This is a genomic window from Sphingomonas soli NBRC 100801 (assembly GCF_001591025.1).
GTDB lineage: Bacteria > Pseudomonadota > Alphaproteobacteria > Sphingomonadales > Sphingomonadaceae > Sphingomonas > Sphingomonas soli.
In genome coordinates, this window is sequence record NZ_BCTZ01000003.1 from 329,744 (window position 1) to 342,421 (window position 12,678).

General features: G+C 63.0%; 20 protein-coding genes. 2 read left to right on the forward strand and 18 right to left on the reverse strand.

Annotated elements, in window-relative coordinates; translation table 11 throughout:
- Positions 1 to 39: 39 nt before the first annotated feature.
- The 18 genes from SSO01S_RS03350 to SSO01S_RS17505 all read right to left on the reverse strand — a co-directional run bounded on the left by SSO01S_RS03350 (position 40) and on the right by SSO01S_RS17505 (position 11,409).
- Positions 40 to 891, reverse strand: coding sequence for a phage minor head protein (locus SSO01S_RS03350; protein WP_066795089.1), 852 nt, complete (start codon positions 889 to 891; stop codon positions 40 to 42).
- Positions 891 to 1,115 carry a hypothetical protein gene (locus tag SSO01S_RS03355; protein WP_066795092.1) on the reverse strand — a complete coding sequence of 75 codons (225 nt, stop codon included), beginning with the start codon at positions 1,113 to 1,115 and terminating at the stop codon, positions 891 to 893. Before SSO01S_RS03355 ends, SSO01S_RS03350 begins: the two co-directional genes overlap by 1 nt.
- Positions 1,105 to 3,033, reverse strand: coding sequence for a phage portal protein (locus SSO01S_RS03360; RefSeq protein ID WP_066795095.1), 1,929 nt, complete (start codon positions 3,031 to 3,033; stop codon positions 1,105 to 1,107). The genes SSO01S_RS03355 and SSO01S_RS03360 overlap by 11 nt, the downstream gene beginning before the upstream one ends.
- 42 nt (positions 3,034 to 3,075) lie before the next feature.
- On the reverse strand, positions 3,076 to 4,566 hold the full coding sequence (gene terL / locus SSO01S_RS03365; RefSeq protein WP_083942812.1) for a phage terminase large subunit: 1,491 nt from the start codon (positions 4,564 to 4,566) through the stop codon (positions 3,076 to 3,078).
- Positions 4,550 to 5,023 (reverse strand): terminase small subunit, encoded by a 474-nt coding sequence (locus SSO01S_RS03370; protein WP_066795099.1) that lies wholly within the window; start codon positions 5,021 to 5,023, stop codon positions 4,550 to 4,552. Before SSO01S_RS03370 ends, terL begins: the two co-directional genes overlap by 17 nt.
- Positions 5,024 to 5,032: 9 nt before the next feature.
- Entirely contained in the window at positions 5,033 to 5,326 is a 294-nt protein-coding gene (locus SSO01S_RS03375; protein WP_066795102.1) for a hypothetical protein, read from the reverse strand.
- Between the two features lie 111 nt (positions 5,327 to 5,437).
- A complete protein-coding gene (locus tag SSO01S_RS03380; RefSeq protein WP_066795105.1) occupies positions 5,438 to 5,845 on the reverse strand; it encodes a hypothetical protein in 408 nt (135 codons plus the stop codon).
- 52 nt (positions 5,846 to 5,897) lie between these two features.
- Positions 5,898 to 6,776, reverse strand: a complete 879-nt coding sequence (locus SSO01S_RS03385) for a YdaU family protein (RefSeq protein ID WP_066795108.1) — start codon at positions 6,774 to 6,776, stop codon at positions 5,898 to 5,900.
- Complete coding sequence (locus SSO01S_RS17495) at positions 6,773 to 7,120, reverse strand: hypothetical protein (RefSeq protein ID WP_157073616.1); 348 nt, start codon at positions 7,118 to 7,120, stop codon at positions 6,773 to 6,775. Before SSO01S_RS17495 ends, SSO01S_RS03385 begins: the two co-directional genes overlap by 4 nt.
- Complete coding sequence (locus SSO01S_RS03390) at positions 7,117 to 7,467, reverse strand: RusA family crossover junction endodeoxyribonuclease (protein WP_066795112.1); 351 nt, start codon at positions 7,465 to 7,467, stop codon at positions 7,117 to 7,119. Before SSO01S_RS03390 ends, SSO01S_RS17495 begins: the two co-directional genes overlap by 4 nt.
- Positions 7,468 to 7,704 (reverse strand): DUF2312 domain-containing protein, encoded by a 237-nt coding sequence (locus SSO01S_RS03395; RefSeq protein ID WP_066795122.1) that lies wholly within the window; start codon positions 7,702 to 7,704, stop codon positions 7,468 to 7,470. It lies immediately after the preceding gene.
- A gap of 160 nt (positions 7,705 to 7,864) precedes the next feature.
- Positions 7,865 to 8,260, reverse strand: a complete 396-nt coding sequence (locus SSO01S_RS17500) for a hypothetical protein (protein WP_157073617.1) — start codon at positions 8,258 to 8,260, stop codon at positions 7,865 to 7,867.
- On the reverse strand, positions 8,257 to 8,919 hold the full coding sequence (locus SSO01S_RS03400; protein ID WP_083942813.1) for a methyltransferase: 663 nt from the start codon (positions 8,917 to 8,919) through the stop codon (positions 8,257 to 8,259). Before SSO01S_RS03400 ends, SSO01S_RS17500 begins: the two co-directional genes overlap by 4 nt.
- On the reverse strand, positions 8,916 to 9,404 hold the full coding sequence (locus tag SSO01S_RS03405) for a hypothetical protein (protein ID WP_066795125.1): 489 nt from the start codon (positions 9,402 to 9,404) through the stop codon (positions 8,916 to 8,918). Before SSO01S_RS03405 ends, SSO01S_RS03400 begins: the two co-directional genes overlap by 4 nt.
- On the reverse strand, positions 9,391 to 9,573 hold the full coding sequence (locus SSO01S_RS03410; RefSeq protein WP_066795128.1) for a hypothetical protein: 183 nt from the start codon (positions 9,571 to 9,573) through the stop codon (positions 9,391 to 9,393). Before SSO01S_RS03410 ends, SSO01S_RS03405 begins: the two co-directional genes overlap by 14 nt.
- Positions 9,570 to 10,331 (reverse strand): DNA cytosine methyltransferase, encoded by a 762-nt coding sequence (locus SSO01S_RS03415; protein WP_083942814.1) that lies wholly within the window; start codon positions 10,329 to 10,331, stop codon positions 9,570 to 9,572. The genes SSO01S_RS03410 and SSO01S_RS03415 overlap by 4 nt, the downstream gene beginning before the upstream one ends.
- Positions 10,332 to 10,414: 83 nt before the next feature.
- Positions 10,415 to 11,146: a metallophosphoesterase gene (locus tag SSO01S_RS03420; protein WP_066795133.1), complete on the reverse strand. Its 732-nt coding sequence runs from the start codon at positions 11,144 to 11,146 to the stop codon at positions 10,415 to 10,417.
- Complete coding sequence (locus SSO01S_RS17505) at positions 11,143 to 11,409, reverse strand: helix-turn-helix domain-containing protein (RefSeq protein WP_066795136.1); 267 nt, start codon at positions 11,407 to 11,409, stop codon at positions 11,143 to 11,145. Before SSO01S_RS17505 ends, SSO01S_RS03420 begins: the two co-directional genes overlap by 4 nt.
- Before the next feature lie 95 nt (positions 11,410 to 11,504).
- Between SSO01S_RS17505 and SSO01S_RS03430 the strand changes: the two genes are divergently transcribed.
- Positions 11,505 to 12,149 (forward strand): LexA family protein, encoded by a 645-nt coding sequence (locus SSO01S_RS03430; protein WP_066795138.1) that lies wholly within the window; start codon positions 11,505 to 11,507, stop codon positions 12,147 to 12,149.
- An 87-nt stretch (positions 12,150 to 12,236) separates the two neighbouring features.
- Positions 12,237 to 12,678 (forward strand): DUF7666 domain-containing protein (locus tag SSO01S_RS03435; RefSeq protein ID WP_218000329.1); only part of this gene is annotated, 442 nt, incomplete at its 3' end.

Below are 12,678 nucleotides of genomic sequence, written 5' to 3' on the forward strand. Positions count from 1 at the left end.
CGGCGAAAACCATACCACCGCCGCCACTCCCGACCAAGCCTAATCGAACACCACCACCCCCTGCTCGCGACACCCGCACCAAGGCAATTGCCCTGCCCGCTGCCCCGCCGCGATCGGCGCGTTGACCGTCTGCCCGTCTACGCTCTGCCCGGCATCGGCCGGCGTCTCGCCGTACAGCTTGCCATCGCGCGCACGATGATCCTCGCGCGGGTGCTTCTTGCCGCTATGCCGGTATTTGTAGATCGAGAGACCTGCTTCCCGGCGGCGTTCCGCGGCGAGCGAGCTGGTCAGTTTCGAAAGCTGGTCACTGGCGATTCCGGTTGCTCGCCGCCGCGACATTGCCACAGCCTCCCGGATTTCCTTCGCCACCTCGCGCGCCGGCCGCCGCTCGGTTAGCCCCGAGAACACCGCGTTGCCGATGCGCTGGCGGGCCTGGTCCGAGACATCACGGATTAGCGAGGTATTCCAGGCGATGATCTGGTCGAGCGTGCCACGCACATCCTCGGGGCCGATGAGGGTGTTCAGATCCACGCCGGTCGCGCTCAGAACGGCCCCGCGAAATTTCCCGCGCTGCCACTTCTCGGTACGCACCGCCCAGTCCTGCACCGCCGCATCGAGCAGGATGTACAGGCGCTCCATCTCGGTTTCAGCCGCGGCGAGTCGGGCTTGCAGGTCGCTGGGGCTGTCGGTGGTGAGCTGGGATAGCGACCGCTCGTACTCGGCGATGATCGTCTCGGCGTGGCGGGTCCATGCTTGGATGATCGGTGCGTACGCGGCGCGGAATAGGTCGGTTGCCAGCGTGGCGGGCGCCACAATATCCCGCAGCACGATCGCGCGGCGGCGCATGCCGGGGTTGGCGCGGCGGGTGAGAGTGGCGAGCGAGTAGCGCATTAGCGGCTCGGGCGGGGCGGCGGCGGCTTTCCCTTGTTTGCTGCGACGTTGACGGACGTGCCGCACACCGGGCAAGCGACGGTCAGGAAGTCGCCGTCACGCTGGTCGAACGTCAGCTTGCCGTCGCTGCGAAGAAACCGGAGCGTTGATTTGCAGTTGCTGCAGGATGCTTCGAACTGGTCGTTCTCGGGCAGATGGCCGCGGCTGATAACTTCAATCGCCACTGCGGATCTCCTCGAATATCTCAGGCCCCAGCACGATCTTGCCGCGGTACGGCTCGGCCTTCGTCAGATCGACAGCGCTCTTTGTTAGTGAGATATGGGGCTGATAATCCGCGTAATCATGCGACGCCCCGGCGCGGATGATGCTCTCATGTCGCCAACTCAGCGCCGATGACGTGAACAGCAGGACGGCCGCCTGGTTGCCCAACGGCTCGACGATGCGCACCCCGCCGGGCTGAATAGTGATTTCGCCCTTATCGTCCTGGTTCCACTCGCCCTCGATCTTCATCCAGTCCATTGGCGCGCGCGAATAGGCGATGGTGACGTGCAGGTCAGGGTTCAGGTCGGGGATACCCTGCGCCTTCGCCCATGCCACGATCTCAGCGGCGTTCACGACATCGCGGCGGACATAGAGCGTGCGCGGGGTCGCGTCCGCGAACCGCGCATCATTCGCGGCACGGCGCGCGGGGGCGCTTCCATCACCCCCGGCACCGCGAGATCTAGGATCACCTCCTTCCGTCAATGCGCTGGGATCAGTCTCGTCGGGCTCGGCGGTGAGGCCGAAGCGCTCTTCCTCGGGGATTTCCGCCAAGGCCTGATCGAGCCCGGGCATATAGCCACGCTCGGACATCAGGTTCTGCACGCCCTTGTTGAACGCGACCTCGGGAATGGCGTTGGTGTTGAGCAGCGCTGTCACGCCCTCCATGGTCGTCTTGAAGGTGTCCGCGTCCTCTTTCTCGGTCGGCACGTTCAGCGGCGCGAATTTCCACCATACCTCGGGCGGACGCGAGCCGAGCGCCGACGGGATCAGCGCGGCGTCGATCTGCTCAAGACACGGTTTGGTTTCGAGCTTCTGCCCAGTCTCGACCGTCTCGCGCCAGTTCTTCTCGTCGCCCTCGCCAGTGGCGTTCAGACCCTTTGCCGACGTGCCCCAAAGCCGGGTGACTGGGATGTCCGCCGCTGCCGAGAACGCCTCCGCATAGACGCGGATCACATCGGGAATGCCGGTCCAAGTGATCTGGTGACGATCGATCGATTCCCCGCCTTTGCCCTCGCCATCGCCGCTGTCATAGACCTTGGCATTGATGACGGACGAGCCCGCCGCCATCAGCGACAGGCGCTTGGTCAGCTTCGCCTCTCCGTCAGCCGTCGCGACATAATCAAGCAGTTTAGGAATGCCGACGTCGATGTTCAGCGCGTCCTTGATCATCGCCGAGAATGTCGCCAGCGCTTCGTCAAGGTTCTGCGCCGGCTCAAGCAGTGATGGGACGCGACCGCGGCCCCAGAAGCGGGTTTCGTAATCCGCACGCCAGATCGAGGGCAGGGGCTCGGCACGGAAGCAGGCTACGCGGCTCGGGTGGATCCGCAATTGCCCGTTGGTGCCGTTGACCTCCCAATATTCCGGCGTGCCGTAATCGGCGCGGGATAGGTCATCGACCCAGTTCTTGCCGGTCAGGTGCCAGCGCGAGACGACGTTGATCGCGACGAGGCCCTGCTTGCTCGTCACGTTTAGCGGGAGGGCAGGGTCGCCGGCCGCCACGAGGATCAGCGCGCCACCACCAAGCCCGCGCAGGACTTCAGCCTGGCGCACCTTGGCCTGTAGCTGGTGCCGCTCTTCCTCTTTCTCGATAAGCTCAATCTGCGCCTTGTCGGCTTGCCAGTCCCGCCATGCGCGGACGCGGTCGGTTGCGGGGATCGTGATGGCCTTGCGCAACATGGCGCTGGCTTCGAATGCTTCCTCGATTTGCTGGGGCGACAGGACTTGCGCGAGGTAGGCGCGGGCAGTGCGGGCGTCGCCGCGCATGCCGAGCCCCGTCACTACGTTCGTCAAGCCGTCGCGGGCACGCATTTGCACCACGGAGCCGCCGCTATCCATGACGAACCCGGGCTTCGGGCGTACGTTGACGATGCGACCGGACATGGCGGTGACATTGGCGGCTGGGAGTGGGCGGTATTACCGCCGTCAGAGGTTGTCGTAGCTGGGGGTGTAGGAGCCGCCCAAGGCGAGTTCGTTCAGTGCATCGGCCATTGCATCGACCTGGTCGTCATGCGCCGCAGCGGGGAACATCGTCACTTCATTCAGGAAGGGCTCGATCCACGCATCTGCATCGGCATCTCCAGTGCGCAGGAGCCGAACATTTCCAACCTCCGCCTGTGAGGCTGCCGGGGTTGCCCTTGTCGCCTTGTCGCCGGTGACGCGTTCGACTTTAACGGCGTATCCGGCGAGTTCCTTCACGAACGTCTCTGCCTGCGCCTTGCCGGCCTGCCCAGGATCTTGAGGAAGGCGAATAATTACGTCCTTGCCGTCGGTACCAGCCCGCGCGCGCACGATACCACTGACCTCGCTCGGGGACCCCTGCAAGCGCTCCACCCCTTCGATGATGAATACGCCGTCGTCGCCACGGGACATTAAAACCCCGGCGGTCCAGTCTGGGTTATTCGAAGTAGCTTTCTTCGTCGCGGCAAGATCCCATGCTCGAACTCGGCGTCGCCGTCCGGCTGGGATAGCGCCGATCTCGCCGAACCAGTGCCGTTTGAACAAGCCACCTTCGCGCGGTGATGGCCGCTGCTGATGCTGGCCAGCGGTCGCGTACGGACCCATCGTCCGCTCAAGTTCATCGACAATGTCAGATGGAAACCGGGCCGGAAAGAGCAATTCACCCGCATCGTTGCGCCAATCCTGCCCGACCTCGGTCACGCACTTGCGGTCGGGATCGAAGCGCATCGGGAGCATCAGGTGCACATACCCCAGCTTCTCGGCCAGGATGATGCCGGAGACGTCGCGCTCGTGCAGGCGCTGCATCACCACGACGATCGCGCTGCTGTCAGGATTGTTCAAGCGCGTCGGCAGTGATTCCCGGAACCATAGGTTCACTTTCTCGCGCTCGACCTCGCTATTTGCATTCTCGGCGCTCAGGGGGTCGTCGAGGATAACGCGGTCACCGCGGCGCCCGGTGATATTGCTGGGCGTGGCGACTTGCCGGAAGCCAGTGGCGGCATTCTCGAAATTGATTTTCTCGTTCTGGTCGCGGGTCAGCTGGACATGCTGGCCCCATCGCCGCTGGAACCATGCTGACGACGCAAGGCGGCGACATTTTAGGTTGTCGCGGATGCCGAGCGCCTGCTCATGAGCCACTCCTACAAATCGAGTCGAGGGTCGAGCCTTCGGACCCCATTCCCACATCGGCCAGAACACGCCGCATATCGTGGACTTGGAGGTGCCCGGCGGGACGTTGATCAGCAGTCGTCGCAACCGCCCGTCGGTGATTGCCTCAAGGTGCGCGCACATCACATCGATGTGAGGACCATGCACATAGGGCTGCCCCGGCTCGATAATAGGCCACGCGCGCTTGACGAACTCCGCGAGCGATGCGGCGCAGACATCGCGGTCGCGATCGACTTCCTCCTCCTCCAACAACGCGATAAGTTCGCGCTCCTCACTCTCCGTCAGCATGCCGTTTCACAAGTTCGGCAATGCGGGCTTTGCGAGCCTCGGGAGTGAGGTTGACGGTGACGTCAAGGCTCTCGCTGAATGCGCGGACCCCGACATGCTTACCCACCAATTCGAGCGCTTTGGCCGCTCCTGCGGCGTTGAATTCGAATAGCGGGTTGCCGAGATCGTCGCGGATTTGCTGGCCGCGACGGTCCAAGACCGGGTCCACTTCCTGCATGCAGCGTTCGTGGAGCTTAACCGCTTGAAGTAGCACGTAATTAGCGTCGATCTTGGTTTCAGCTGAGCGCTCAGCCTTAGCGGCGGCGATTGAATCGGCGACTGAAGGATTCTGAAGGAGCTGATAGCCCTGCTCCATGGCAGTGCGGGCGCTATACCCAGCTCGGATCGCCGCCTGAGTAGCGTTCAGGTCGACAAGATACTCCTCGACGAAGCGCTGCTGTTTCGGGGTTAGTGCCATACGCGCCTCCTATTCCTTCCGCTCACGGCTCGTTACCGCCGTCAGTGTCCGCCCCATCACGTACCGCGCCGACCTGCGATGCGGCGACAACTTGAGCTCCGACCCGATCAGCCTGGCGCGTTCCCGACGGAGATCATCGCCGCCGCTCTGTTCGATCCAGCGAATGATGATCCGCCAGTTTGTCGCGTAGTGTTCCTCGATCTCCTTGCACTGGCCCAGGCGCAGGAAGACCTCACGGAAATCGACGGGACAGGGGCGGTATGGCCGGACCGTGCCAGTGTCCCAGACCCGCTTTTTCGTCATGAGCACGACGCCCGTACCCCATCGCCCGTCCAGTGCCGAGTGCGTGCTCCGTGCAGCCCCATCACTCCCTCCCGAGATCAGGGGAGGCGATAGCGAGCATCATCAGTTCCATTACGCCGCTTTCTCCTCTACTGGGGATTGGATATCGATGCCATGTGCGGCGTACCAATCTGCGTCCGGTGCGATCGGCGGGCCTCGGTGGGCTGTGCTGGCTTTAGTCACCTCCGGCTCTATCCCGCATTCGAGCATGATCCGGCGGGCCTGCTCCGGCGTGCAGCGCGGTTCCTCGGGTTCCGTTGGCTCGACCATCTTCGCCAGAGCCGCCTCTACGTCGGACAAGTCGCGCTTGCGCTTGGCCCACAGGTCCTGAATCGCGGTCAGGATCGCCGGGACGACCTTCGCCGGGTGGTCGCATACCTTGCGGGCATGGGCGCAGCCGATGTCGAGTAGATCCGCAGGGATGCCGTCGAGCGTCACCCATGCCGCGCGGAGCCAGTCTTCCCGGTCGGCCTCGGTCATGCCAGTAGGCGCGACCAGCGACAGGCACGGCGTAAGCGCGCACCCGAATTGCTCAGCGTTGGCCGATCGCAACTGCTTCCGCGCCTCGATCAGGGCCAACTCTGCGGAGGGCCTCAAAGTCGGGCTCAGTGTTCTGGCGTTGGGGCTGACCAAAGACAGAAATCGCGGCAGCGTTCGTTCTGCCGAGTTCAGGGCGATCGTCACTGCCGTTGCGGGAGAATTGTCGGTCATATTTGCCCTCGATGAGCTTTGCGAAATTGCCGGACTTCACGATGAAATCGAAATCGAACCATGTCGGCGGAGGCTGTGCGGTCAGCAGTGGCGAGGCGACGGCGCGGGCTATCGCTGCGGTCCACCCGTCCATGCCGTCGTCGCGGATTCTCGCTCGCAAGGCTGCTTGGCGGGTTGGCGTGAACTTCTTGACCTGCGCCCAACCAGTGGCTGCGCATGCATCGTTCCAGACTTGAAGGGCAGGCAAGGCCGAAACCACGGGTAGAGGCGTAGCCTCTACTACTTCTACCTCTTCTCTTATCTTCTCTTCTCGCTTAGGCTCAGCTTGGGCTATGTTGTTGTTTTTCAAAGGTTGGCCCGCGTTTTCGGCGCGCTTTCGCCCACCTTTCGCTCCGCTTTCAGCGCGTTCTCGCGAAGATAATTCGGTCGAAACCAACTCGAAATCCGCGCGAGCGTTCGAAAGCAGCCCATTTTCCGCATAAATTTTGCCGAGATCGAGCAGCCTATCGCGGATGCTATTCCACTTACGAATGGACACGCCGCAGACGCCTGAAAGCCATCGCGCATCGTCTGGAATCGGCGCGCCGCGATCGTAGATCAGGTCCAGGCAAAGGCTGTATGCGCCCTTCTCTTCGAGCGTCAGCATCATCGTGCCATGGATGAAGTCTGCTCCGCAGCGCTTGTACCATCTGGCGCTCACATGCGCCTCCGCGACTGCTGAAGCTCGCCCGTGCGGGCGTAGCGGGCCGTGTCCGCGGCGATCAGCCCTTCCACCACACAGCGGGCCTCGGCGGCCAGCAGGTGCTTCACGCGGGTCAATTCGCGATAATAATCCTGATACTCGAACGGGCACCAATCCAGACGCGTTCGATTATACCTGCGAAGTGGCGCCAGAACCCGCTCACGCAGCGCGGGGTCCGACCATTGACGGCGGTTCTGTTCAGCCGTGCGTGGGCCGTTGTTAGCCGCGCCGTAGTGTAGCCGGCACCAGCCAGTCCGGTTGACCGCGCTGAGTTGCTTGCCGCAAGTTTTGCAGGCGCTCATTCGCCGCAGCCGATCGTCACGACAACGCGGCCACCGGCGCACACGTCCCCAAACTCATAGCTGGGCAGGAACCGACTATCGTTGACGCCAAGCGCTGTGGCGATGCCATCGAGTGCGGGCTTCATTCGGTTCGGATAGTTGGTGCGGTCACCGCGGCGATTTGGCGGCTCGAAGCGGATATGCAGGCGGATATCGCCCGTTATCGGAATATCGATATCGCCAGCCGCCAGCGTAGCCAGCCGCGCCCATTCGCGGTGCTTCTTGGTCGCACCGATCTTCGCCCACCGGCGATTGCCGTTGGCGTGCCCTGAGAGCAATGACGGAGGCCAGGGCACGACGACTTGCACTTAGAAGCCTAGCGCGAGCTGATAGGTTTCGCGGATGGCTTCTTGCTCGTCGCGCTTGTGCTTTTCTATCGCACGCTGGCTGATCGACCACCGCATCGCCGGCACGTCGAAGCCGCGGCTCTTCGCCTCCGCGAAAACATCCTTGATATCGTCCTGAATACCCTTCTTCTCTTCGATAAGCCGCTCAGCGCGCTCAATCAGAAGGCGCAGTTCATCGGCAGCGATGTTCTCGGTCATATGGGGTTTCCGATCGATTGTGGTTTGTTAAGAGGATCGTCCCGCATCCGCCGCACGGCGGCCCTGGCATGTGCCGCGCGCGATCGGCGGCCCTCCTGCTCGCGGGTAATGACGCGGTGACCGGGGGTCAGGAGATAGGGCGCGAGGTCTAGGGGCTGCATCATCGTGCGACCCCTGCCTGCCGACAGGCCGCGTCGAACCGCTCACCATGCAGCCAGTGCGCGCCGGTCTGGAGGTGACGACGCAGCAACAGACGACAAGCCTGTGCTTCCGGCGAGAGTGCCAGCACCGGCTCAGGGGTCCGCACCACCTCGATCAGCTTCGGCGGCGCGCTACGACCACTCAGCTCGGACGGAATGGCCCGTGACGCTCCGCCTGGCGACGGCGCGGGAATGCCCAGCTTCGACCGATGCGAGATGAACTTGGCGGCGATCGCGTCCGGGGACCTCCCAGGGAACAGGTGGAAGCAGCGCCGGGAATGCACACCGGCACGAACCAGCCCGTCGAGTTGCGCCAGTTCCTGTTCGGACCAGCGGTTGGCGTTGCGCGGGGTCATGCTGCTTGGTCCGTCGCGACAGGATAGTCACCGGCGCGCTCAAGGCGCTTCCGGCAGGGGGCAATCCAGCCGAAGCGCGCGTGCGGGTGAGCCATCTTGCCTACGGTGGACGGACGCCAGATGATCCAGCAGTAAGCGGTGGCAGTGGAGCCCGTCGCAGTCAGCTTGCCCTTGTGCATCACGACGCGCTCACTGAATTGCAGGACGTGTGCGGGCTGGTGCGCCGAGAATAGCCGCTCAAACCGACCGACGCCCTCAAGGAAAGCCGTCCGCACGATCATGGCGACGCCGACGTGGCTGAGCGCCAGCGCGCGCTCAATGAACTGCTCGGCGAGCCGGAACGGAGGGTTGGTGATTGTCCAGTCGGTCCGATCGAGATGCGCGATCGGACCGAACAGGTAGTCGCGGACCTTGAAGCCAGCCCCATAATCGTGGACGTCGCTTGCCAGCACGTGGCCGAACGCCTCGAACAGCGGCTTGACCATATGGCCCCGATTCGCAGCCGGTTCGCGGCACGACATCGCGGAGAGATCGAACCCCTCGTCGCCCAGGAACTCGCAAAGCGCCCGCGTCGCCCAAGGTGGCGTAGGGAAATCGTCGAGCGAATCGTGCGCTTCGACACGGCGCTGCATGACGGCGGTGGAACGGTTCTGGGTCACGAAACCCTCCGCAGTGCCGGACGCCGGATTTCCTCGATCCGCGCCAGCCACGTGCCGAGCGTCCGGTAGCATTTACGCAGCCGCCCCTCGTCCTTGAGCAAGAGTTCGTGGTCGGTCGTCGCGGTCCCGCCCGGGCTGTCCGGTGCTTCAGCCTGCGCCGTCTCGTGCGCCAGCGCGATGAGATCGATGGTCAGCGGGTCGGACGTACAGATCGCATCGGCGCCGACATTCTTGAGCCCGTATTCGCGGTCCAGTTCGTCATGGGCGCTGTCATCCCAGGCGAGCAGGTTCCAGATCTTGTCCGCGGTCGGCAGGGATGCGCCGGACTTTATATTGCGCAACTGGCGATCGCCGACGCCGAGCCAGAGCGCGACCTGACCATCACCATGCTGATCGCACAGCCGGGACAGCGCGCGCAGCCATTTTGAGCGGAATTGCTGTTCCGTGAGCGGTTGCACGCGCGGAACGACATTACTGCGCTGCATCGGTATCCCTTTCATCATGAACAAAGCTATCCGCCCCGACGCCCAGCCAGTGGGAGTCATCCTGAAGCGCGCGCTCCAGAGCATCGGCGCGGGCTGCGGATCGGCAGATTGCGAGGGTGAAGGTGAGCCCGGTGAGGGCTGCGAATGCGGCGAGGGCGAGCGGGATCATGCGGCCTCCGATGCGGGGGTGGCGCGGTGAGCAGCCAGGATCGCATTGCCTATAAGCTCGACCAATTGCGGGTTTACGGCGTTCCCGAGCTGCTTATTGCGGTGTACCCCTCGGGGAATCCCATGACCTGTTCCGCGGTCTCTGGCACCGGATACCGTTGGCCAAGCACAAGGCTGCACCAGTCCTGCCAGTTGTTGCGCTCGGGATTGCTGACACCACGCCTGGGTGACTGTCTGCCGCCCTTGAACGCGGTGGCGTTGGGGGTAGGCCACAACCCACACTCGGTCCCGAAGCTGTCGGGCACCAGCGTAGGAAGCTGGTATGCAATGCCATTCAGCATCATACCCGATCGCGGCCAAGCATCCGAGAACACGGCCAAGGCCCCGTCCAAGCAGAGCTGCGACGTTCTCCACGACGATGATTCCCGGTCGAATGTCGCAAATGAGGCGGTAGTAGTGGAACCACAGCCCGCTTCGTGCGCCGTCAAGACCTTCGCCACCGCCTGCGAGACTAACGTCTTGGCAGGGAAATCCTCCAACGATTGCAGTCGGGCGTATCCCGTCTGCTCGAAGTCGATCACCGGTAAGTTCGCGAACATCGTCATAGATAGGGACACCCGGGAAGCGTGCGCGCAGAGTCGCCTGCGCCTCGCGGTCGAACTCGCACAGTGCGACCGTTTCGAAACCGCCAGTGCGCTCAAGCCCAAGGTCGATGCCCCCGATGCCAGCGAACAGCGAAAGGACTTTGTACGGTTCCACCTAACCCCCCAGACCCGCCCGATCGCCATGACCGGAGCCATTGCGGGGCGAAGAGGGAGGGGTCAGCGGGGGAATGGGGAGGTTCATGCGCCGAACCTCGCGTCAGGCCGACCGATCGCATCGAGTATCCGCACCGGGCCTCCTGCAATGGCATCATCGAACACGCCGATCGCCGAATGCCCGGTTGCCCACGCAAAGCTGTCGAGGTTGGTCCGATGCGGCTTCAGCAGCGGATGCGAGGCGGACTGGTGATGGCCGTGGACAATATGCTTGCCGCTGACGTGGGCCGCATCGTCATGGATTTCGGCGTCCCCGTAGGTGTCCTCGCTCGGGTAGAGCATCCACTGAAGCGTTTCCGGCTTGGCGTCGGCGACTTCCTGATGGGAAGGCACCCCGGCATGGACATAGATGCGGTGGGCGTCTTCGTGCGTGATCGGAAGCGACCGGAGCCAATCGAGATGCGCGGCAGGAATCTTGAGCGGGTGCAGCTTGTCGCCGGCTTCGTATCCGTACGACTGAAGGGTTTGCCCGCCGCCGTTACCAATCCACCAGCGGAGAATGCCTGGGTTGTCCAGGCACTCCAGCATCATCGCCTCGTGATTACCCTGCAGGATAACCCACTGCCAATTGGGGCGCTGCGGTCCCGCCATGAGCAAGTCGATGATCGAGCGCGACTGAGGTCCGCGATCTACGAAGTCGCCGAGAACGATAAACGTGCCGCCAGCCTCCCCAGCGTCCGCCTCGATGATGTCGATGGCGCGGCAAAGCAGATCGAACCGACCATGCAGGTCCGCGATGACATAGACCCCACTCACGCCGCGTTCGCCCTATCTGGGAGGGCTTCGGGGGTGGGGGTGCCAAGCATCCTGACTGTCGCCACCCGTTGCCACACGGCGAAGGGCACGAAACCGGCTGTTGCCTTGTCGATCTCGCGCGCGATTGCGGCGTCGGGAAACCGGATGCCGTTGACATACCGATTGATCGCAGCCTGCGAACATCCGACCGAATTGGCCAGCGTCTCCTGCGTGCGATCTTCGGGGGCGAGATATGCAGCTAGTGCTTTGCGATAGTCGTCCATGGGCTAATGGATATACCGAAACGGTATGTCGCCGCAATAGGCATTATACCGCTCCGGCTATTCCGCGCCAAATTCTCCGGCGCGATAATATGCCAATGGGGTATTCGGATAACATCGTCGCTCTTCGAAAGAAGCAGAACCTCACCCAAGCGCAACTTGCGGAGATGGTCGGCGTCGAGCAGCCCACGGTGCAGCGCTGGGAATCGGGCAAGCGCCAGCCCGATTTCGAGGCTTTGGGCGAGCTGGCGACTGCATTAGGTGTTGAGGCCGGCGAGTTGCTGTCAGACGCGGTGGTCGTTCCCGTTGGGCCGAAGCTCTATGTGAAGGGCGAGGTGGCCGCTGGTGTGTGGCGCGAGGCGTTCGAGATGCCCGAAGAGGACTGGCGATCGTTCAATGGGCGATCCGATGTCACCGCGAAGCTGGAGCACCGCTTTGGCTTGCGCGTGATCGGCGACAGCATGAATCTGAAATACCCGCACGGCTCCATCGTCGAGTGCGTCTCGCTGTTCGGTAGCGCGGAAGCGGTTCCTGGCAAAAGGGTCGTGGTCGTTCGCAAGCGCGACGATCAAATGTACGAAGCTACAGTCAAGAAGCTGGTCGAGCAGGACGGCGAGCTCTGGCTGGTACCTGAGTCGTCCAATCCAGCGTTCCGGCCGATACGATTGGCCGATCCAGAGCCCGGAATTCTCGAGACACGCATCGCCGCTGTGGTGGTCCGCGCGCTCATCGATGAAGAATAATACCGAAACGGTATTTTCCCGCTTGACCGACTAATACCGCATCGGTATATCTCTCTCCATACCCGATCCACGGGTGGAGGGAAGACGATGGCTGAGGCCGCGAAGAAGCCGCGCACGAAGAAGGTTGAAGCAGCCGCCGTTGCGCCCGCAACCTACATCACCAGCATCAAAGGCTTCGACGCCGACCTGAAATGTCGGGGATATCAATTCGCGATCGGCCAGACCTTCATCCACGAAGGGCGCGTCGAGCGCTGCGGCTCCGGCTTTCACGCTTGTCCGATTGAGCATCACCCGCTCTCGGTCTTCGAATATTACCCGCCTGCCGGTTCGCGCTTCTGCGAAGTGCGCCAGGGCGGCGAGACGAGCAACGGCGACACGAAGCTGGCGTCTGCTACCATCACCATCGATTTCGAGCTCACCATCGGCGAGCTTGTAAAGCGCGCATGGGATTATGTCTGGTCGCGCGCCACGAAGAGCGATGATACCCATGTGACTGTTGATAATGGTGCGGCCAGCGCGACGGGCTACC